The organism is Salinisphaera hydrothermalis C41B8, from assembly GCF_000732535.1.
GTDB classification, from domain to species: domain Bacteria; phylum Pseudomonadota; class Gammaproteobacteria; order Nevskiales; family Salinisphaeraceae; genus Salinisphaera; species Salinisphaera hydrothermalis.
Window position 1 is genome coordinate 1 of sequence record NZ_APNK01000028.1, and the last position, 19,013, is coordinate 19,013.

Annotated in this window: 16 protein-coding genes and 1 pseudogene; 4 read left to right on the forward strand and 13 right to left on the reverse strand. The window is 63.7% G+C overall.

Annotation, left to right across the window (positions count from 1 at the left end; all coding sequences use genetic code 11):
- Positions 1–76: 76 nt before the first annotated feature.
- The 3 genes and pseudogenes from C41B8_RS14615 to C41B8_RS21200 form a co-directional block, all read left to right on the forward strand.
- Entirely contained in the window at positions 77–433 is a 357-nt protein-coding gene (locus tag C41B8_RS14615; RefSeq protein WP_269634497.1) for a hypothetical protein, read from the forward strand.
- Entirely contained in the window at positions 420–1,220 is an 801-nt protein-coding gene (locus C41B8_RS14620) for a thioesterase family protein (RefSeq protein WP_037339792.1), read from the forward strand. Before C41B8_RS14615 ends, C41B8_RS14620 begins: the two co-directional genes overlap by 14 nt.
- A 36-nt stretch (positions 1,221–1,256) precedes the next feature.
- A pseudogene (locus tag C41B8_RS21200) lies at positions 1,257–1,431 on the forward strand (IS630 family transposase); the annotation flags it as partial.
- Positions 1,432–1,443: 12 nt separating this feature from the next.
- On the opposite strand, the gene C41B8_RS14625 reads toward C41B8_RS21200, so the two are convergent.
- The 8 genes from C41B8_RS14625 to C41B8_RS14660 all read right to left on the reverse strand — a co-directional run bounded on the left by C41B8_RS14625 (position 1,444) and on the right by C41B8_RS14660 (position 9,826).
- On the reverse strand, positions 1,444–2,349 hold the full coding sequence (locus C41B8_RS14625) for a ribokinase (protein WP_037339795.1): 906 nt from the start codon (positions 2,347–2,349) through the stop codon (positions 1,444–1,446).
- A gap of 96 nt (positions 2,350–2,445) precedes the next feature.
- Positions 2,446–3,264: an ATP-binding cassette domain-containing protein gene (locus C41B8_RS14630; RefSeq protein WP_037339798.1), complete on the reverse strand. Its 819-nt coding sequence runs from the start codon at positions 3,262–3,264 to the stop codon at positions 2,446–2,448.
- The gene (locus C41B8_RS14635; RefSeq protein ID WP_037339801.1) at positions 3,261–4,223 is read right to left on the reverse strand and encodes an ABC transporter permease; all 963 of its coding nucleotides are present in this window, start codon (positions 4,221–4,223) and stop codon (positions 3,261–3,263) included. The genes C41B8_RS14630 and C41B8_RS14635 overlap by 4 nt, the downstream gene beginning before the upstream one ends.
- A gap of 6 nt (positions 4,224–4,229) precedes the next feature.
- A complete protein-coding gene (locus C41B8_RS14640; protein ID WP_198025224.1) occupies positions 4,230–5,231 on the reverse strand; it encodes a sugar ABC transporter substrate-binding protein in 1,002 nt (333 codons plus the stop codon).
- A 181-nt stretch (positions 5,232–5,412) separates the two neighbouring features.
- Positions 5,413–6,159, reverse strand: a complete 747-nt coding sequence (locus C41B8_RS19765) for a DUF429 domain-containing protein (protein WP_051883589.1) — start codon at positions 6,157–6,159, stop codon at positions 5,413–5,415.
- Between the two features lie 47 nt (positions 6,160–6,206).
- Positions 6,207–7,460, reverse strand: a complete 1,254-nt coding sequence (gene ectB / locus C41B8_RS14650; protein ID WP_037339803.1) for a diaminobutyrate--2-oxoglutarate transaminase — start codon at positions 7,458–7,460, stop codon at positions 6,207–6,209.
- A 23-nt stretch (positions 7,461–7,483) separates the two neighbouring features.
- A complete protein-coding gene (locus C41B8_RS14655; protein WP_037339805.1) occupies positions 7,484–8,941 on the reverse strand; it encodes an NAD-dependent succinate-semialdehyde dehydrogenase in 1,458 nt (485 codons plus the stop codon).
- A gap of 684 nt (positions 8,942–9,625) precedes the next feature.
- A complete protein-coding gene (locus tag C41B8_RS14660) occupies positions 9,626–9,826 on the reverse strand; it encodes a hypothetical protein (RefSeq protein ID WP_037339807.1) in 201 nt (66 codons plus the stop codon).
- Between the two features lie 543 nt (positions 9,827–10,369).
- Between C41B8_RS14660 and C41B8_RS14665 the strand changes: the two genes are divergently transcribed.
- Complete coding sequence (locus C41B8_RS14665; protein WP_037339809.1) at positions 10,370–11,386, forward strand: alcohol dehydrogenase; 1,017 nt, start codon at positions 10,370–10,372, stop codon at positions 11,384–11,386.
- Positions 11,387–11,575: 189 nt separating this feature from the next.
- On the opposite strand, the gene C41B8_RS14670 is transcribed toward C41B8_RS14665, so the two are convergent.
- The 5 genes from C41B8_RS14670 to ddlA all read right to left on the reverse strand — a co-directional run bounded on the left by C41B8_RS14670 (position 11,576) and on the right by ddlA (position 18,898).
- Positions 11,576–14,641 carry an efflux RND transporter permease subunit gene (locus C41B8_RS14670; RefSeq protein WP_037339810.1) on the reverse strand — a complete coding sequence of 1,022 codons (3,066 nt, stop codon included), beginning with the start codon at positions 14,639–14,641 and terminating at the stop codon, positions 11,576–11,578.
- Positions 14,638–15,582: an efflux RND transporter periplasmic adaptor subunit gene (locus tag C41B8_RS14675; RefSeq protein WP_198025225.1), complete on the reverse strand. Its 945-nt coding sequence runs from the start codon at positions 15,580–15,582 to the stop codon at positions 14,638–14,640. Before C41B8_RS14675 ends, C41B8_RS14670 begins: the two co-directional genes overlap by 4 nt.
- A gap of 78 nt (positions 15,583–15,660) precedes the next feature.
- Positions 15,661–17,070 (reverse strand): TolC family protein, encoded by a 1,410-nt coding sequence (locus C41B8_RS14680; protein WP_084189047.1) that lies wholly within the window; start codon positions 17,068–17,070, stop codon positions 15,661–15,663.
- Between the two features lie 254 nt (positions 17,071–17,324).
- Positions 17,325–17,741 carry a hypothetical protein gene (locus C41B8_RS14685; RefSeq protein WP_037339812.1) on the reverse strand — a complete coding sequence of 139 codons (417 nt, stop codon included), beginning with the start codon at positions 17,739–17,741 and terminating at the stop codon, positions 17,325–17,327.
- Positions 17,742–17,806: 65 nt separating this feature from the next.
- Positions 17,807–18,898, reverse strand: coding sequence for a D-alanine--D-alanine ligase (gene ddlA / locus C41B8_RS14690; RefSeq protein ID WP_037339852.1), 1,092 nt, complete (start codon positions 18,896–18,898; stop codon positions 17,807–17,809).
- Between the last annotated feature and the right edge of the window lie 115 nt (positions 18,899–19,013).

Consider the following 19,013-nt stretch of genomic DNA (forward strand, 5'->3'; position numbering starts at 1 on the left):
CCCAGGGGGGGGGCAAAATTATGTCGGCGTCAGGGGGTCATTTTTACATCGGCGGTAACAAGTACGCCCCGGTTTCATTCAGACAACGCTCTATGGCCCCTATCTAGCCATCGTTCGGTTTCGCATTGCTGATCTCGCCGAGATGGTTTTCATCGATGCCGTTACCCCCATCGATCCCGGAAATGTCGCCGTAACCTTCAGTCTGACGGCCCGTTTAACCGATATCCAGGATCCGGATATGAGTCTTGAGCTCGTCGAGGAAGGTGTGCGCCAAGTTAGCGAAGATGTGCCGATCTGGAGTCACAAAACACGTTGGGACAGACCGAGCCTTGCACGCGGCGACGGGCCGATCATGAAATTCCGGCGATGGGCCGACCAGTTCTATATAAAGGACCACACTTCACGGCCTGCCGATACTCATGCCACAGCCTGATCCACCAAGCATCTTCAGGAGAGTCGGGTACCGCATCGAGCCCACCGGGCTGACGCGCGGCCCTTGGCATCCAAACGCCCAGCATGGCGGGGCTCCGGCCGGTCTGCTCGCACAGACCGCGATCGAGGCCGTCAACGACAACGCCTTTGTACTGCAGCGCGTAACGCTCGACATCCGCAAGCCGGTCCCAATCGAGCCTTTGACTGTACAGTGCTCGCGCGACGGTGGCCGCTCGACACAACGCGTCCGGCTCGAGCTGATTCATGACGGACAACCGCTTTGTGTGGCCCACGTTCTTTTCGGTCGCTCAGATGCGATAGGCGATTGGCGAGTGGATGCGCATGTGGCGCGGCTGAAGTCGGTAGCGGATTCGACCCCCGGCGCCGTATATATCCCTGGTACCGACCCTGATGCCGAGACGTTTCACTATCGTGCTCTGGAGTCGCGCCTAGCGGCCGGCAGTATCGAGAGCGAGGGACCGGCAGCGGCTTGGTTCCGGTTTCGCTATCCATTGATTGAAGATCACGAGCCCGCGCTGTCCGCGCAAGCGGTGGCTATAGCCGATCTGGGTAATGGCATTAGCTGGTCTGTCCCTCTTGAGACTTATTCTTTCGCGAGTACCGATCTGACCGTCAATCTCTGGCGCCAACCGACGACGGAGTGGATCGGTGTCGATAGCGGTACGCATATCTCGTCACTTGGCCACGGTTGCACGCTAAGCGATCTTTATGACGAAAACGGCCTGATCGGTGCGGCCTCACAGACGCTCCTAGTACGTAAACTCTGACAGAACACCCGCCGAATTTTCTACCGGGTTATTATTGCCCCCGACCTGAATCCAGCCGAGCTGGTATGGAGCTATACCAAGCTCTCCGCTGCGCCAGGGTGAAAAATTGGCAGATCGCGTGGAGGCCCAGCTGGCCGATATCGCTGTCTGGCCTGAGTTGGTGCGATCTTTCTTCAAGCATCCAAGTGTCGCCTATATTTCTGACTTATAGATAAATAACGCCTTACTCACCCATCGCGGCACGTACCGCAGACCGATCCGGCATGCCGGCCCGCGCACCAGCAGCGCCGACCGAGAGCGATGCGGCGACGCCGGCCATGCGAATGGCGTCTTCGACCGATTGCCCTTCAGCGCGGGCGGCGGCAAAGGCCCCGGCGAACGTGTCGCCGGCGCCGGTGGTGTCCACCACGGTCGTCGGCCGGCCCGGGACATGCCCTTGGCTGCCATCGCGGCCGATCCAGAGTGCACCGTCGGCGCCCAGCGTCACGATCACGCCGATGTCGTACTGCTTGGCCAGACGTCGCGCCTGATCGGCAGTTTCGTCGCGTGTGGCGCCCTCGCGCTCGCCGAGCACGAAGGCCGCTTCGCCGGCATTGACCATCAGCCAGTCGACGGCGTCCATGGCGAACGCCTTGAGCGGCGCGGCGGGCGCGGCGTTGAGAATCACTTCCGCGCCGGCGGCATGCCCGGCGGCCAGGGCCGCGTTGACGAAGGCCGTTGGGGTTTCGAGCTGAACGAGCAATGCGGTGGCGCCGCCCATGGCGCCCGCCAAATCCCGCGAGTCGTCCAGTTGCCCGTTGGCGCCCGGGACCACGACGATCCGGTTCTCGCCGTCGTTATCGACCGTGATCAGGGCGATGCCGCTGCTGCCCGGGAAGCGCTGCACGCCGTCGGCATCAATGCCCTCGGCGGTCAGATTGGCCACGATCTGGTTGCCGAAATCGTCGTCGCCGGCCGCGCCGAGAAACCGTACCGGCGCGCCGAGCCGCGCGGCCGCGACCGCCTGGTTGGCGCCCTTGCCGCCCTGGTGCACCGCATAGCCGGACGCCATCAGCGTCTCGCCGGGCTCGGGGTGATGCGATACGCGGGCCACCAGATCGATGTTTGCACTCCCGGCCACCACGATCATTGCGAGGCTCCGGTCGGGGTGAGCGCGGTCTGGGCCGGAATAGCGCGGGCGTGGAGTGTGGTCATGAAATGCGTGGGACGATAGGGAACGAGTCGACTATTCGACCACAGTTGTGGGCGCCTCGGCAGTAGTCGCGCGATGATTGCCGCCGTCCGCGCCGGTGATCGCCGCTACGATGCGTTCGCGGCTGACGTCGGCCACCCGCCAATGCGCAATGGTCGTGCCGCGCCGCATGATCCACACCGTGTCCGCCACGCGCATCACCTGCTCCAGATCGTGGCTGATGATCAGCTGGGCGATATGGTCGTCGCGCAGGCGGCCGATCAGTTGCTCCACCGATTCACGCTCGCGTACGCCCAGCGCGGCGGTCGGCTCGTCCATGATCACGAGCGTGGAGCCCCAGCTCGCGGCCCGGCCGATGGCAATCGACTGGCGTTGGCCGCCCGACAGGCGACGGACGCGCGAACGCACCGGCGGCATATTGACCAGCAATCGCTCCAGCCGGCTCTGGCTCTCGGCAATCATGCGGCGTCGGTCGAGCATGCCGAAGCGGCCGATACCGCGTTTGAGCTCGCGGTTGAGGAACATGTTTTGCCAGACCGTCAGATCCTCGACCAGGGCGAGATCCTGATACACCGTTTCGATGCCGCGAGCGCGCGCCTCGGTCGGTGACGACAGCCGCACGGGCTCGCCGTTGAAGCGGACCTCGCCGTCGTCGAACGGATGCACGCCGGTGATGCAGCGGATGAGCGTCGACTTGCCGGCGCCGTTGTCGCCCACCAGCGCCGTGACCTCGCCGCGCGGGCAGACCAGGTCGGCGCCGGACAACGCCTGGACGGCGCCGAAGGCTTTGGTGAGTCCCGTGACCTCCAGAACCGGTGCTTTCGTCTGGGTGTCGTGGTGGCGTGCACTCATTGCTGAAACCGGCTGAGAACGGCCGCCGCGATCACCACGACGCCGACCGCGATCGGCTGATAGAACGACGAGACCTGCAGCAGGGTAAAGCCGTTGAGCAGGGTGGTGAGCACCAGCGCGCCGGCGACCGTGCCGAGCATCGAGGCCCGCCCGCCGAACAGGCTGGAACCGCCGAGCACCACGGCCGCGATCGAGCTCAGCAGTTCGTCGGTGGCGATGGACGGATCGGCGCCGCCGGTACGCGAGACCAGCAGCACGGCCGCCACGCCGACCAATGCGCCGTTGATGGCATACACCGCCACCCGCATGCGATCGATCGGAATGCCCATGTTGCGCGCGGCTTCGCGATTGCCGCCGGTCGCCAGCACATGGGTGCCGAATGCGGTGTACTTGAACACGATATGGGCGGCGAGTACCACGACCAGCGCGATCAGGTAGAAATACCGGATCGGGCCGATCGAGCCCAGCGCCAGCGTCTGCAGAAACGTGCTGAATACCGAGAACGACTGGCCGTTGCTCGCGATCAGCGCCACGCCGCTCATCACGCCGAGCATGCCGAGGGTGGCGATGAAATCGTTGACCTTGAGCTTGGCGATGATCAGCCCGTTGAGCGTGCCCACCAGCGCGCCGGCCGCGATCGCCGCGACAATGGCGCCGGCCGTGCCCCAGCCGGCGTTATAGGTCAGGCCGAACACCACGGCCGACCACGGCAGGTTGGCCGCGATCGACAGATCGATGCCCGCGGCCACGATCGTGAACTGCTGTGCGGTGGCCAGCACGATCAGGATCGAGGCCGACACCAGCAGCGCCGTGATATTGCCCCAGGTCAGAAAATAAGGGGTAAGCAGCGAAAACGCCGCGCCGATCAGGATCAGCCCGATCAGCGCGGCATTGTCGCCCCAGAACGTCGGATCACGCAGCCGGGCACCGGGCCCGGCTGCCGTTGCGGTTTCAGCCATAAACGATTACGGCTGCCCGAACGGGTCGTTGAACGAGAAGAACGGCTTGGGGAACGCCTTGAGGGCCTGATCGGCGTTGTCCTGGGTGATCAGCTTGATCGGCGACGTGATATGCGCCGGCACCTGCTTGCCCTGCACCAGTTTCTGACAGGCCTGCACGGCCATCTCGCCCTCGGCATAGGGGTACTGCGAGATCGTGGCCGACAACGAGCCGTTCTTCACCGATTTGATCGCCTCGGTCACGCCGTCGATGCTGACCACGGTGATCTGCTTGGTCTTGCCGGCATTGAGCACCGCCCGGGCCGCGCCCAGGCCCATCATGTCGTTGGCGGCGAAAATGCCCTTGATGTTCGGATGGGCGCGCAGCATGGCTTCCGTTTTGGTGAGCGCCTTGTTGCGCTCGTAGTCGGCCGGCGTGGCCTGCACGATATCCAGCTTGCCCTTGACCGTGTTGCGGAACGCCGTTTCGCGGTTGATGCCGTTCTGCTCGCCCGGAATGCCTTCCAGAATCGCGACTTCGCCCTTGCCGTCGAGGGCCTTGAGCATGTGATGCGCGGCGATACGGCCGGCCTCGCTGTTATCCGAGCCGATGAACGACGTGATCTTCAGGCCGGATTGCTTGACCGCCTTGGCATCGAGAGCGGTATCGAGATTGATGATCGGCGTACCGCGTTTGGAAATCGGCAGCAAGGGCGTGATCACGTTGGTGCCGTTGACCGGCACCACGCCGTAGCAGTTGTACGGTTGGCTGGCCATGGTCGAGATCTTGTTGTTCTCGCCCACGGTGTCGGTTTCGTTGTTGCCGGCCTGGACCGTCACCGGAATGCCCAGCTTTTTGCCCTCGGCGATGGCACCGTCACGCAGGGCTTGCCAATACGGGTTGGAAAAATCGCGCACCACGATGGCCACGTTGGCCTGATCCGGCGCCGCGCTGGCGGCCCCGGCGGCCAGTACGCCGACGGCGGTGGCCGCCACGGCCACGGTGCGAAGCACGTTCGATGGTTTCACGGCATCTCCTCGGTGTTGTTCTTGTGATGTACGTCCGGTATCGGTCTCGGCCGATCCGAACGCATTTGCGCATTCCAGCATGCGGCGTGCGCGATGGTCTGTTAGCTATTGGGTTAAGCCGTGATCGGCCGGGATGCGTGTCGCGTTGTTGTGGCAACCCGCGGTCGGCGAAGGCGAACGGCTAGAAACAGATCCGCATGGGCAGCCCGGTTTCGTCGCGCGGCGCTGGGTGGTGCGGCAGAGTCACATGTGCGCCGCGGGCGATGCGCTCGGCCGAGTAGAGCGCGGCATAGGCATCGGCGATATCGTCGTCGGCGACCCGGGTCGTCGCATGATGCTGCCGTGTCTGCTCGAATGCGTCGCGGCCGTAGCGATCAAAAACTAGGCGAAGTCGATCGTAGGCGCCGAGGCCGGATTTCTTCGGATGCGGCATCGGGCGCAGCGTGTGTGGTGCTTCGGCGTTCCAGGCCGCGAAGGCCAGCTCGGGGTGCACCTCGAAGATCGCGCCCTGAAGTGCCGGACTGGTGGCCAGCAGTGCGTCCACCTCGCGGATCTTGGGGAACAGATTGAACGCCTGCGCCGACACGCCGCCGGCTGCGTTGGCGATATTGGCTCGGCTGGCTTCGGTATGCGCGGAACGCGGGTCGCGATCGTCGCCAGGGACGTAGACCGCACCGCGTGTCGCGGTCCAGAACACGCTGTTGCCGCGGGCCGTGCCCAGTCGGCGACGGGCCTCGGCATCGCAGGCGCGTTGGTCGGTGGCGGCGAGGCCGATCGGCATATCGATGGCGACCACGCTGGGCTGCGATAGCACATCGAGCTGTTCGAGCAGTGCGCCCAGTGCCTCGTGTACGGTTACGCCATCGCGGGTGGCTGCCACCCAGCCCGCGCGGCAGCCGTCGATGCCGATGCAGTTCAATTCCGCCATCGCACCAGCCTAGCTGATGCGATGGCGCTTCGGGCAGCCCGTGGTTTTCAGGCCGCGAGTGCGGCGCCGATGGCCTCGTCGATGATCGCCAGGCCTTCGTCGATATCCTCGGCGGTACTGATCAACGGCGGCATGACCTTGATCACGCGATCGCCGGGGCCGGTGGTTTCCATGATCAGGCCGCGCTCGAAGCATTGCTTGATCACGGCGTTGCCATGGTCCGGCTCGGCGCAGTCCAGGCCGATGAAGAAACCACGACCGCGGACTTCGCCGTCGAAACCATCGTGCTTGTCGATGATCTCCTGCAGCCGAGTCCGGATGCGCTCGCCCTGTTCGTCGACGTGCCGGGTGAGCTGGTCGTCGCGCCAGAACTTCTCGAGCGCGGTCGCGCCGGTCACGAAGGCGTGGTTGTTGCCGCGGAACGTACCGGTATGTTCGCCGGCGTCCCAGACGTCGATTTCCGGGCGCATCAGCACCAGCGACATCGGCGAGCCCATACCCGAAATCGATTTCGCGAGCGTGACGATATCGGGCTGGATATCGGCCGGCTCGAACGAGAAGAACGGGCCGGTGCGGCCGTAGCCGGCCTGGATGTCGTCGACGATGAACAGCAGATCGTGTTCGCGACAAACCCGGGCGACCTCGCGCAGCCAGTCGAAGCCGGCCGCATAAATGCCGCCTTCGCCCTGCACGGTTTCCACGATCACCGCGGCCGGCTTGTCGACGCCGGAAAACGAATCCGCGAGTAGCGCCTCGAGATCGGCGATCGTGTCGCGACCGTCGCGATAATAGCCGTCGAAGGCCGCGGTGGTGGTGTCCGACAAGCCCACGCCGGCACTGTTGCGGATCGCCGCGTTGCTGGTCACCGACGTGGAGCCCAGCGTCATGCCGTGGAAGCTGTGGGTGAAGTGGATCATGCCCGAGCGGCCGGTGTACTTGCGCGCGAGTTTGAGCGCCGCTTCTACCGCGTTGGTGCCTGTTGGCCCGGGAAACTGGAACTTGTAGTCCAGCTTGCGCGGTTTGAGGATGATCTCCTCGAAAGTTTCCATGAACCGGGTCTTGGCCTCGGTGGCCATGTCCAGGCCGTGGTTGATGCCGCCCGACTTGATGTAGTCGAGCAGGGTGGCCTCCATGTCCGGATCGTTATGGCCGTAGTTCAGCGCGCCGGCACCGGAAAAGAAATCCAGATACTCGTGGCCGTCCACGTCCGTCATGCGGTTGCCGCGGGCGGTCTTGAACTCGGTCGGAAACGAGCGAACGTAGCCGCGGACTTCCGATTCCAGGCGATTGATGATGTCCATGCTCATGACGTCGTTCCCTCGTTTCAGACCTTGGGCAGGTTGCCCATGCAGTAATATTTCGTCTCCAGGTATTCGGCCATGCCGACATGGCCGCCCTCGCGACCCAGGCCGGACTGTTTCACGCCGCCGAACGGCACATGCGGGCCGGTGATGTCCATGGTGTTGATGCCGACCATGCCGTACTCCAGTCCGCGCAGGTATTTGCGGATCCGGGCATCGCTCGGCGAGAACACGTACGACGCAAGGCCATAGATCGTGTCGTTGGCGGCCGCGAGTGCTTCGTCGTCGGTATCGAACGGCGTGATCGGCGCCACCGGGGCGAATTGTTCCTCGGCCGCCACGCGCATGGCCGATGTGAAGTCGGCGACCACCGTCGGCATGAAGAAATTTTCGCCGGGCGCCTCCGACTGCTCGCGCCCGATGATACGGGCGCCGCGCTCGCGCGCGTCGTCGACCAGCGACTGTGCTTTCTCGACCGCGTCGGCATGGATCAGCGGGCCGATCTTCGTATCTTCGTTCAGGCCGTGGCCCACCGGCATCGCGTTCATCTTCTCGACGAAGCGATCGACGAAATCCTCGTACATCGAGCGGTGGACGTAGATGCGATTCGCGGCCACGCAGTCCTGGCCGGTGGTCTGGAATTTGGCGGCGATGGCACCGTCCACGGCGGTTTCCAGATCGGCGTCCTCGCAGACGATGAAGGGCGCGTTGCCGCCGAGCTCCATGGCGTTCTTCTTGACCGTGGCCGCGCTCTGTTCGATCAGCTTGCGGCCGACCTCGGTGGAACCGGTGAACGACAGGGCGCGTACGCGATCATCAGCACAGACGCGTTCGCCGAACTGTTTGCCCGAGCCCGGCACGACATTGAATTCGCCGTTGGTCAGGCCGGCTTTCTCGGCCAGATCGGCGAGCGCCAGCGCACAGAACGCGGTTTCGGTGGCCGGGTTGACCAGCGTCGTGCAGCCGGCCGCGAGAGCCGCGCCGACCTTGCGGGTGATCATGGCCAGCGGGAAGTTCCACGGCGTGATGATGGCCGCCACGCCGACCGGCTCCTCGACCGTGCCGACGGCCATGGTCGGGTCTTCGGCCGGGATGGTCTTGCCACGGAAGCGACGCGCTTCCTCGGCGAACCACCGGAAAAAGCTCGACGCGTAGTCGACTTCGCCGCGCGCCTCGTTGATCGGCTTGCCCTGTTCGAGCGTCATCAGACGCGCCAACGCCTCGCGATTGTTCTGCATGCCTTCGTACCAGGCGTACAGACGATCGGCACGGGTCAACGGGGCGGTATGCCGCCACTCGTCGAACGCGGCGGATGCGGCATCGATCGCCGAATCCATCTGCTCGGCATCGAGCGCGGGGACATGCCCCAGCAGTTCGCCGTTGGCCGGGTCGCGGACGGGGTTCTTCTCATCCGGGCCGGCCTGAATCCACTGGCCGCCGATATAAGCGGCCTCGTGCATGAGTGCCTGATAGTCGGACATAAATTCGTGCTCATGGTCGAATGGTCCAGACCCAGCACGCTACCAATTTGACGGATTCAGCTACATCAGTAGTCGTTCGGACGGTGAAATACGGGCGTCCGGCTCGATTGGTATTTTGGGTTCGATTGGAAAACAACCGAGAAGCCGGAGCCGCGATGTCTTCAAGTGTGGAGAGAACACCCGCATGGCGTCTCGGAAATTTCGATATCGGGAAGCAGTCCGCTAATAAACACGAACCATGCTCACGACAGATTTAGTGTTGCGGCCTGACCGGCGCGTGCCGCCGTTGTGTTTTTTGGCCTCGTTATCAAGAAAAAGGTGCGTAGATGACGCAGATTACACAGATCGCGGTAGTATTTCGCCGTGGGAGAGGTTTGAGGTGCGAACGGCAGCCGTGTCTAACAAATCTGCAGCTCGAATGATGCGTTGGGAACAAAGCGCACACAGCCGTTCGCGCCACTTCAGAACCCGTGCCCACAGGGATTAACCGCGATCCGTGCGCATCCGCGTTGATCTGCGGACCAATGCCTCAAGGGAACGAAGAAATCAGGCGCGCAGCGCGTAATCCGAGGCACAATCGGCGAGCTCTGCAGCTTGTCTATCGGATCACGCTGCAAGCGCCCAATCCGCCCTACGCAACTAAGCGATGGCTGTCATGGCGTGTACGCTGTTCTGGCTGCGTTATTAGCGCTCCATCGGCATCATGCTGTTGACCATATAAGCCAGCAGCGCAGCTAGGAACACGACCGCCAGCGTCATCAGCGAGCGCCAGAGAAAGGCTTGATCAGCCACGACATGCCATATGGCCAGAATCGAGATGGTCGTGCCCGTGATGATGCAGAGGATGCAGACGACAAAACACAGCCAGTTGACGAATTTCTTCATATTGCCTCTCGAAGCCGGGGTTGCCGGCGCGGCCGGGCCGCCTCGAATACGCGCCGCGAGCCGCAGTATGGGCTCGCGCCGGGCCGCGGCCAAGTCGCGTGCGTCGGATTAGCGAAGCGTGCTCCGATAATGTGTTTGGGAACGCAGATCACAAAGCTGCTCTTGTCACTTTCGAACCAACGCGCCCAGGGATTCGCCGCTATCTGCGCGAATCTGTGTAGATCTGCGGATAAATGCCTTGACGAGCGAAGAGAAAGGCCACAAGGCGCCCCAAAATTATGGCGGTTGCAAACCCGGTCCGTCATTTGCGCTTTCTGTGTTCATTGGCGGACTGGAGACGTCAACCGCCGACGAGTCAGGCCCTGGAGACCAACGCCATCTGTGTAATCAGCGCAATCTGCGGATCAGCGCCTTAAGGAACGCAGCCAAAGGCCATGCGGCGTCCCGAACCGATATGAGCTTGCGCTGGGTCGGGGCCAAATGTGGTCGAGGCCCGTGGTTTCTTGTAGTTTCGACAGAACTTGCCAACCCACTGGATTTAACATGTCCCAGATGCGTGTAGCACAGATCAACAAGGCGGGCGCCGAGTTCGAGCTTGTCTCCCGCGGTATTCCCGATCCCGGCCCGGAGCAGGTTCGCATCCGCGTCGCGGCCTGCGGGATCTGCCATTCCGATGCCTTCGTCGTCGACGGCGGTTTCCCGGGATTGCAGTATCCCCGCGTGCCGGGGCACGAAGTCATCGGCACCATCGATGCGCTTGGCGACGATATCGACCACTGGCAGTCGGGCCAGCGGGTGGGCGTCGGCTGGCACGGCGGGCATTGTTTTTCCTGCGAGTCCTGTCGCTCGGGTGATTTCGTGACCTGCGAGAACCAGCAGATCTGCGGGATCTCCTATGACGGCGGCTATGCTGAGTACATGATCGCGCCGGTCGAGGCGCTGGTGGCGATTCCGGAGGCGCTGTCGTCGGTCGAAGCCGCGCCGCTGCTCTGTGCCGGGGTGACGACCTATAACGGCATGCGTCATACCGGCGCCAAGGCGGGCGATGTCGTCGCCATCCAGGGCATTGGCGGGCTCGGCCATCTGGCCATCCAGTATGCCCACGCCATGGGCTTTCATACGGTGGCGCTATCGCGCGGCACCGACAAGAAGGATCTGGCGCTCGAACTGGGGGCCGATACCTATATCGATACCGAGGCCGAGAACGCGGTCGAAGCGCTGCAGAAGCTTGGCGGTGCGCGCGTGATCGTGGCGACCGCGCCTAACCCGAAATTGATGAGTTCCGTCATCGACGGCCTGGGCGTGAACGGCCAGCTGCTGGTGCTCGGCGCTTCACCGGAGCCGATCGAAGTGTCGCCGTTTCAGCTGCTTATGGCCCGTCGCAGCGTGGCCGGGCATCCGAGCGGCGCGCCGCACGACTCCGAGGACACGCTCAACTTCTCGGCGCTGCGCGATATCAAGACGCGGATCGAGACGTATCCGCTCGACGAGGTCAACGCGGCCTACAAGCGCATGATCGAAAACGAAGCGCGCTTTCGCGTCGTGCTGACGATGGCGTGATGCCATCCGGCAACCCTGCGCAACCCGTCGCGCGGGGTCGCCGGGTTTGCAACGCCCGGCATAGCGAACCGGAGCGGCATGACCGCGCCGGGCTCAGGGTATGCTCAGGGCGGGCCGCCAGGCTCGCTACTCGAGGTCAACAGCCGCGGGATCGAAGTTGCCCACCGGCCGGCCATGAGCGCGCCGGCGTCAGCCGTTCGCGGGCGCTGCTGTACGTCGCTCGGCACGCCCGCTCAGCAATCGATACAACACGGGCATGACGATCAGCACCAGCGGGATCTGCACCAGTAGCCCCGTGATGATGGCGATCGCCAGTGGTTGCTGCATCGACGACCCTTGGCCGAGACCCAGCGCCAACGGCAACAACGCCAGCATGAAGGCCAGCGCGCTCATCACGATCGGGCGCATGCGATTGCGCCCTGCACGGATCAGGCTCCAGGCCAATGGCATGTTCTGATCGATCAATCGCAGTTCCGAGAAATAGAAAATAGCGATTTCGGTGACGATGCCGATGACCATCGTCATGCCCATCATGGCTGTGATGTTGAGTTCCACGCCGGTCAGCCACAGTCCGATGAACACCGCGCCGGCCGCCAGCAGCGGCTGCACCAGGATCGCCAGCGCGATCCGGAAGCGTTCATAAAGAAACAGCAACAGGAAGAAGACCAGAGCGACCGCCGCCACGAAGACCTCGATCAGGCCACGGAAGGCTTTTTGCTGCGTCTTGTATGTGCCGCCCAGCTGGTAGTAGACGTTTTTCGGTATCAGGCCCGGCTTGTTCAGCACCTGCTTGATATCGGCGATGGTGTTGCCCAACGAGCGGCCGCTGATACGGGCGGTGACTGCGACATCGCTCTTCAGGTTGTAGCGGGTCAGTTCCGGCTGCCCGGAGACGATTTTCACCGTGGCCACGCGCGATAGCGGTACCAGATGTCCATCGGGCGCTCGCAATAGCAGCTTGCTGATGGCGCCGGTGCGATCGCGCAGGCTTTGCGGGCCCCAGACGCGCACGCCGACAAACTTCACGCCTTTGCGCACCTGAGTCGTCAGCTTGCCGCCGATATCGGTTTGCAATTGCTGTGTGATGCTTTGTGGCGACAATCCTTCAATCGCAGCTTTGACGCGATTGACGTGCACGTCCAGCGAGTCCCCGGCGATGACCACGCCGTTCTGGATGCCGACCACCCCATGAACACTGCCGATCGCCTGGGCCACGTGGTTGGCGACCTGACGCAGCTTGGCGACATCGTTGCCGAACAGTCGAATATCGATGGGTTGGGGCACGGCGGTCAGATCGCCGATTTCATCCTCGATGGGCTGGGCGAATTCGACGTCCAGCCCCGGAATGCGGGCATTGACCTTCTTCCGTACCTGGGCCATCACGGCTTCGGTCGATGGTCGTGACGACTTCAAGCGGACGAAAAAGTCGCCGGTATTCGGTTCGGCCAAGCGTCCGCTGAGCTGTGCGCCGGTACGTCGAGACCAGGTGTCCACGTACGGGTTTTTCTTGAGAATCGTGGCGACCTGTTCCAGCAAACGATTGGTTTCGTCCAGCGATGTGCCGGGCGCGGAACGATAGTCGAGAATGAAATTGCCCTCGTCGAGATGCGGCAGGAACCCCGATCCTACCTGCCCGAAGGCGATGTAGGCCACCGCCACGAGCGGCACCAGACCGACCAGCAGCCAGGCCGGCCGCCGCATCAGGCGAACCATCAACCGGCTGTAGCCGCGATACACGCGACGCCCGATGCGGCCTATTTTTTCGCGTCCGACATCCTTGGGGCCGAGCATGAAATCCGCCAGCAGCGGGACCACCAGCCAGGCCACCAGGAACGAAATGAACAGGCTCACGGCCATGGTCAGCGACAGTTCCTTGAAAAACGCGCCGGTGATGCCGCTCAAAAACGCCAGCGGCAGGAAGATGATGATGGTCGAGGTCGACGAACCCACCTGGGGCTGGGTGAATTCGCGTGCCGAGGCGAGTACGCGCTGGATGCCGTGCTCTCCGGTTTCCTGCACTCGCCGCACGACCTGTTCGACCATGACGATGACGTCGTCGATGATCAGCCCGACAGCCGCGGCCATGCCCCCTAGCGTCATCATGTTCAGGCTCATGCCCAGGGCATAGAGCACCAGCATGGTGGCCGCCAGCACGGCGGGCACGGCGATCACCGCCACGAGGGTGATCTTCCAGCTGCGCAGGAACAGCAACAGCACCAGTGCGGCGAGGATGACGCCGATTACGATGGCATCGACCACGCCACTGCGGGATGCCTTGACCAGCACGCCCAGATTCCGCCACTGGTGGAGCTGGACCCCCTTGGGCATCTGCGACTGGAACTGCTTGAGCCGTGCCTTGAGGTCTTTCGACATCTGCAGCACGCTCGCGCCCGGCTGCTGGTATACGTTCAGAAGTACAGCACGTTGCCCGTCGGCAGTCATGCGCTGGTATTCCGGCGCCGTACCGAGCTTGACGCTGGCGACGTCCTCGAGCTGCACTTCGCCGTCGCTGCCGCTCTTGAGCACCGTGTGGCGGATCTGGTTGATGCTCTTGAAGCGGGTATCCGAGACGGTCAGGTACAGCTTGTAATGGTCCTGCACTTTGCCGACCGCGTTGAGCACGTTGGACGCCGATAGCGCCTTGGCCACATCGCGGATCGAAAGCCCCAGCGCCTGCAGCTGGTCGGGTTTCACCGTCACCTGATATTCGGCTTTTTCGCCGCCCTGGACGGTGACCTTGGCGACGCCTTTGACGCTGGAGAGGAACGGCACCATCTGGTACTGCGCCAGATCGTGCAGCTTGACCTGGCTCAGCTTGTGCGAGGTCAGGCTGTAGGCGATCACGCCGCTGTAATTGGCGGGATACATGCGCTTGGCGGTAAAGCGCGTCCCCGGCGGCAGATCGGGCTTGATCTGGTTGACTGCCGATTCGACCTGCAACAGCGCGTTGAGCATATCGTGGCCCCACGCGAAGTTGATCGAGATATCGGTCGAGCCGCGGCTGGTCGTCGAGCGCACCGAGTGCACGCCGGGTACGGCCCGTACCGCGCGCTCCACTGGCCGCGTGACCTGCAGCATCATCTCCTGGGCTGGTCGTGCCCCTGCGTTGAGCGACACCCGTACCCGCGGGAACTGGACTTGCGGAAACAACGATTCCGGCAGCTGAGTGAAGCTGGCAACGCCGCCCACAACAAGCAGCGCCAGCAAAAACAGGATCGAGCGACGATGATTCTGGACCCAGGCAGCGAAATTCACGACCGGCTCCGCACCGCCATGCCGTCCGACAGCTCGTAGTTGCCCTTGACCACCACCTGCTGGCCGGCCTTGAGCGCCCCGTTGACGCCGAGCCGTCCGTCATTTTCCGCACCGGTTTTCACGTTCACCCGATGCGCCGCGCCGTTGTGCACGATGAATACGTAATCGCCGTGGTTATCGTGCAGCACGGCAGAGCGCGGCACCGTGAGCTGGGACTGCGACGCCAGCGTCAAGACGCCCTTGACCCGCATGCCCGGTAGAAAAGGTTGGGCCTGTTGCCCGCTCAGGCGGACGACGATATTGACCAGCCGCGTACTCGGATCGACGACGGCATTCACGCGGGCCACCTGGGTGGCGACGCCGTTGCCGCCGGCGAACAGCGGAATCACCCGGATCGACATGCCTTTCTTGACCCGGCTCGCTTCGTCCGGCTCGATGCCGAGCGCGACTTGCAGGCTGTCGCGTTTGGCCAGCTGAAACAGGCGGGTGCCGGTTTGGACTTCGTTGCCCGGCTGCACCGGTAGCTGGCTGACGATGCCACTGAACGGCGCTTTGATCACCCGGGTTGGGTCGCCGGTGCCCAACGCCTTCTGGGTGGCGAGCGCGGTCTGCGCTGTGGCCAGCGCCTGCTCCGCGGCATCGACATCGGCGTGCGTGGCCAAGCGCTGCTTGAGCAGTTTTTTCTTACGCGCCAGGCTCTTTTGGGCGAAGCGAACCTGAGCCTTCGCGCTCAGATATTTGGCGCGCGCCGCAGGCGCCGTGCGCAGGGTCAGCAATGGGTCGCCCTTATGGACCGGCTGGCCGAGCGTGACGTCGAGCTGCTCCACGAAGGCCGCGTACGCCGCGTCCCGCGTAATCTGCGACTGCGGATCCGGGCGTACCTCGCCGAAGGCGTTGATGGTCTGGTTGACATGCTGGCGCTTGACTGCGACCGTTTGCACCAGCGCGCTGGGCTGCGTCGCGGCCCACAGCGCCGACGACACGCACAAAAGAGCTATCCCGATCGTTATTCGCATCACTTAACTGGTTCCGGCGGCTTGGTTGGCAGACGGTGTATCGAGCGTCATGCCCAGCAGGGTTTCCAGGTTGGCCTGGGCTTGCTGCAGCGAACTCTTGAGTCGAATCGCTTCGATCTGCTTCGAAAGCAGACTCGTACGCAGATTGATATAAGTCCCGGCGCTCATGTTGCCCTCGGCGAAGCTGCGCTCGGCGGCATCGGTGGTCTGCTCCAGGGCCGGTAGATGGCTTTGAAGCTGACGCAGCTGCCGGCTGCGGATATGGACTTCGCGCCACAGCTTGTGCGCCTGGTTGGCAGCCTGGTCCAGACGGGCCTGATAGGTCTGACGCAGGGCCGCGCGCGTCGCCCGGGCAACGGCGATGCCGCCCTGGTTATGGTTGAACAGCGGCAGGGTCAGATTGATGCCAACGCCTAGTGTCTTGACTTGACTGGTATCGCTGCCACGCGAGGGGCCAACGGACAGCGCTGGAAACTGCTTGAGAATGGCCTTGCGGACCTTGGCTTCCTGGCTCTTGTAGCCGGCGCGCAGGGCCAGCAGATCGGGGCGGCGTTTGGGCAGCTTCGCCAGTGCCGCTTCGAACGCCGGCCGCGACAGCGTCTGCAAATGAATGGCGCCGGTGAGCTTGGGATGCACGCCCGGTTTCAGGCCGAGCAGGGCATCCAGCGCATGCCAGGTCTGATTGCGCTGACGCTGGAGCTGACGCAGCTGGGTATTGGCGTTGACCAGCGTGACCAGGTCGGCCGATGTGGTCGACAGCGTGGTATTGCCCTGCTTCAGGGCCTGGCGATCGCGTTGATAATGGCGGGCGTCGAGCCGGTGCTGTTTTTCCAGCAGATCGGCGAGTGTGGCCTGGGCCCGGGCCTGAATGAACAGCTGGCGTGCCTTCTGGGCGACTTGCCATTCCTGCCAGAGGATATTCAGATTGACCTTGGCCTGATTTGAACGGGCAGCGTCCTGTGATGCACCCCGGGTGACCAGGCTGGTCAGGTCTTCCATCAAACTCACGCTGTAACCGTTGTACAACGGCGGTGGCCCACCCGTGGGGTGGATGAAATTCGCGCTCACCTGCGGATTCGGCAACAGCCCGGCCTGTAGCAATTGCGCCTTGGCAACGCCCGCCTGGGCTCGTTTGGCCTTGAGATCCGGGTTATCGAGAACGGCCAGGATGACCACGTCGGTCATGTCCAGGCCGTGAGCCGGCTGGACGACATGCGGTTGCAGCCCGGGGATCTCGAGTTGCTGGGCCGGTATCTCGAGATCCGGTGTATTCGCAAGGTCCGGTTCGTCCGGCAGCGGCTTGGCATGGTAGGTGGCGCAGGCCGAGACCAGCATCACCGGGGCGACGACAAGCGCCAGACGAATTGTGCGAACCCAGGAGCGGCCCGGGCCCGTGACGGGAGACTGGATCATCAGAGCGCCATGCCGCTAACGGCATTAAAGCCATATGTGGGATCGCAGTCTAATCAGGCCGATGTAATGGCCATGTTAGTTATAAGCGCCGGCATTATGGGGCTCGTATGCGGCATGTCGCGCCACTAAAAAGCCCGGGCGACGGCACGCCGGTGCGCCAAGCCGTCGCCCGCCATGCGATGCGTCGGGCGGGATCGAGTCCCGGGCGTGGCCCCGGTTTCGAACCAGTGCTTAGAGCCTATTCCAATAGGTTCTTAGAACAAGGGCTGCTGCGGATCGGGTGTGCGAGCACCGAAACGACGCAGCTGTTCGCAGGCCTGGCTCAGATAACTGGCGATGCTCGACAGCGCCGTGATGTCTGCGAACGACTGCTCGGCGATTAGGGCGGCGCCGGTCTCGCGGTCGTTTTCCGAGGCGGCCTGCAACAGTTGCGTGAGGACCTCGGTATCAATCGGCGTGAAGGTTTCGGGATATTTCCAGGCCAGAAGTTCGTCCGGCCGCTCGAGCTGGGCGGCGAATGCCAGATCGTGAATCAGCGCGGCCGCGGTTGCTAGATCCGGCCCGTAGCCGGCGACGTGCTGACGACGGGCGAATTCGTGGCAGGCGTCGGCATCGACCGACGCCATGCCGGCCAGCAGCGCCTTCATCGGGGTGTCGTCGGTGTAGGCCATGAGCGCGTGCAAAGCTGAATGGATCGCGCATCATCCGGACCCGATGCGCGCGGTGCAAGACCCGGCTACATGGATGTCGCCAGGGCCCGGTCTGCCGTGTGCTGCTCGAGCGCCAGTCCCACCAGCCGCGCAACGAGGGCGGGATAGGCGATGCCGGACTCGGCCCACAGCTTGGGATACATCGAGATCCGCGTGAACCCGGGCAATGTATTGATTTCGTTGACCACGACATGGTCGTCGGGGGTGACGAAAACATCCACCCGCGCCAGACCTCGACAGTCGAGCGCGCGGTAGGTCGCCAACGCCACGCGCCGAACCGCGTCGATGGTGTCGGCATCGAGCTCCGCCGGGATCACCACGCGGGCCGTGTCATCGACGTATTTTGTGTCGTAGGCATAGAAGCCGCCCTCGGCGACCACCACTTCGCCCACCGTGCTGGCCTCCGGTTCGGCGTTGCCCAGCACTGCGCATTCGATCTCGCGTCCGGTCACCGCGGACTCGATCAGCACCTTGTGATCGAACGTGAGGGCGAGATCGACCGCCGCCGCCAGTTCATCCGCGCTGGCCGCGCGGCTCACGCCGACCGACGAGCCCAGATTGGCCGGTTTGACGAACAGCGGGCTGCCCAGACGCGCGGTCAGCGCGGCATGATCCAGCGGCAGGTCGGTGGCGGTAACCACCTCGAACGGCGCGATGGCGAGCCCGGCATCCCGGAGCAGGCGCTTGGTGATGTCCTTGTCCATGGCCGCAGCCGAGGCGAGCACGCCGGCGCCTACACAAGCGATGTTCGCGGCCCGCAGCATTCCCTGGAGCGTGCCGTCCTCGCCGGTCGGGCCGTGCACGATGGGGAAGGCGACATCGATCTCGAGCGCTACGCGCCCGGTCTCGGCGTCGATGATCTGGCCGGACTCGCGGCCGGGCACGATCGCCAGCGCGGCGTCACTCGCCTTGAGCGCGATGCGTTTCGGGTCGTCCGGGTGATGCACGAAATCGTCCGGATCGGCGGCATGCCAGACGCCGGCCTTGTCGATGCCAATCACCGACACCTCGAAGCGTTCGCGATCCAGCGCAGCGACGATATTGCGCGCCGATTGCAGCGATACCTCGTGTTCGGCCGAGGCGCCGCCACAGATCACGGCCACTCGCGTTCGGGCCATCGTCTTCTCCATTCACAGGGTGGTCGTTTCGAACGCTGCCAAGGATGCCACGAAAGCGCCTCGCGCTCACCGGCGACGCGGCTGCGCTTGAAAATCGCCCTGTCGGGCCGCATTC

Excerpts from the sequence above, each read along its gene's own strand:
- C41B8_RS14620 (WP_037339792.1), top strand. The coding sequence starts at position 420 with ATGCCACAGCCTGATCCACCAAGCATCTTCAGGAGAGTCGGGTACCGC.
- C41B8_RS14625 (WP_037339795.1), bottom strand. The coding sequence starts at position 2,349 with ATGATCGTGGTGGCCGGGAGTGCAAACATCGATCTGGTGGCCCGCGTA.
- C41B8_RS14630 (WP_037339798.1), bottom strand. The coding sequence starts at position 3,264 with ATGAGTGCACGCCACCACGACACCCAGACGAAAGCACCGGTTCTGGAG.
- C41B8_RS14635 (WP_037339801.1), bottom strand. The coding sequence starts at position 4,223 with ATGGCTGAAACCGCAACGGCAGCCGGGCCCGGTGCCCGGCTGCGTGAT.
- C41B8_RS19765 (WP_051883589.1), bottom strand. The coding sequence starts at position 6,159 with ATGGCGGAATTGAACTGCATCGGCATCGACGGCTGCCGCGCGGGCTGG.
- ectB (WP_037339803.1), bottom strand. The coding sequence starts at position 7,460 with ATGGACATCATCAATCGCCTGGAATCGGAAGTCCGCGGCTACGTTCGC.
- C41B8_RS14655 (WP_037339805.1), bottom strand. The coding sequence starts at position 8,941 with ATGTCCGACTATCAGGCACTCATGCACGAGGCCGCTTATATCGGCGGC.
- C41B8_RS14660 (WP_037339807.1), bottom strand. The coding sequence starts at position 9,826 with ATGAAGAAATTCGTCAACTGGCTGTGTTTTGTCGTCTGCATCCTCTGC.
- C41B8_RS14665 (WP_037339809.1), top strand. The coding sequence starts at position 10,370 with ATGTCCCAGATGCGTGTAGCACAGATCAACAAGGCGGGCGCCGAGTTC.
- C41B8_RS14680 (WP_084189047.1), bottom strand. The coding sequence starts at position 17,070 with ATGATCCAGTCTCCCGTCACGGGCCCGGGCCGCTCCTGGGTTCGCACA.
- C41B8_RS14685 (WP_037339812.1), bottom strand. The coding sequence starts at position 17,741 with ATGGCCTACACCGACGACACCCCGATGAAGGCGCTGCTGGCCGGCATG.
- ddlA (WP_037339852.1), bottom strand. The coding sequence starts at position 18,898 with ATGGCCCGAACGCGAGTGGCCGTGATCTGTGGCGGCGCCTCGGCCGAA.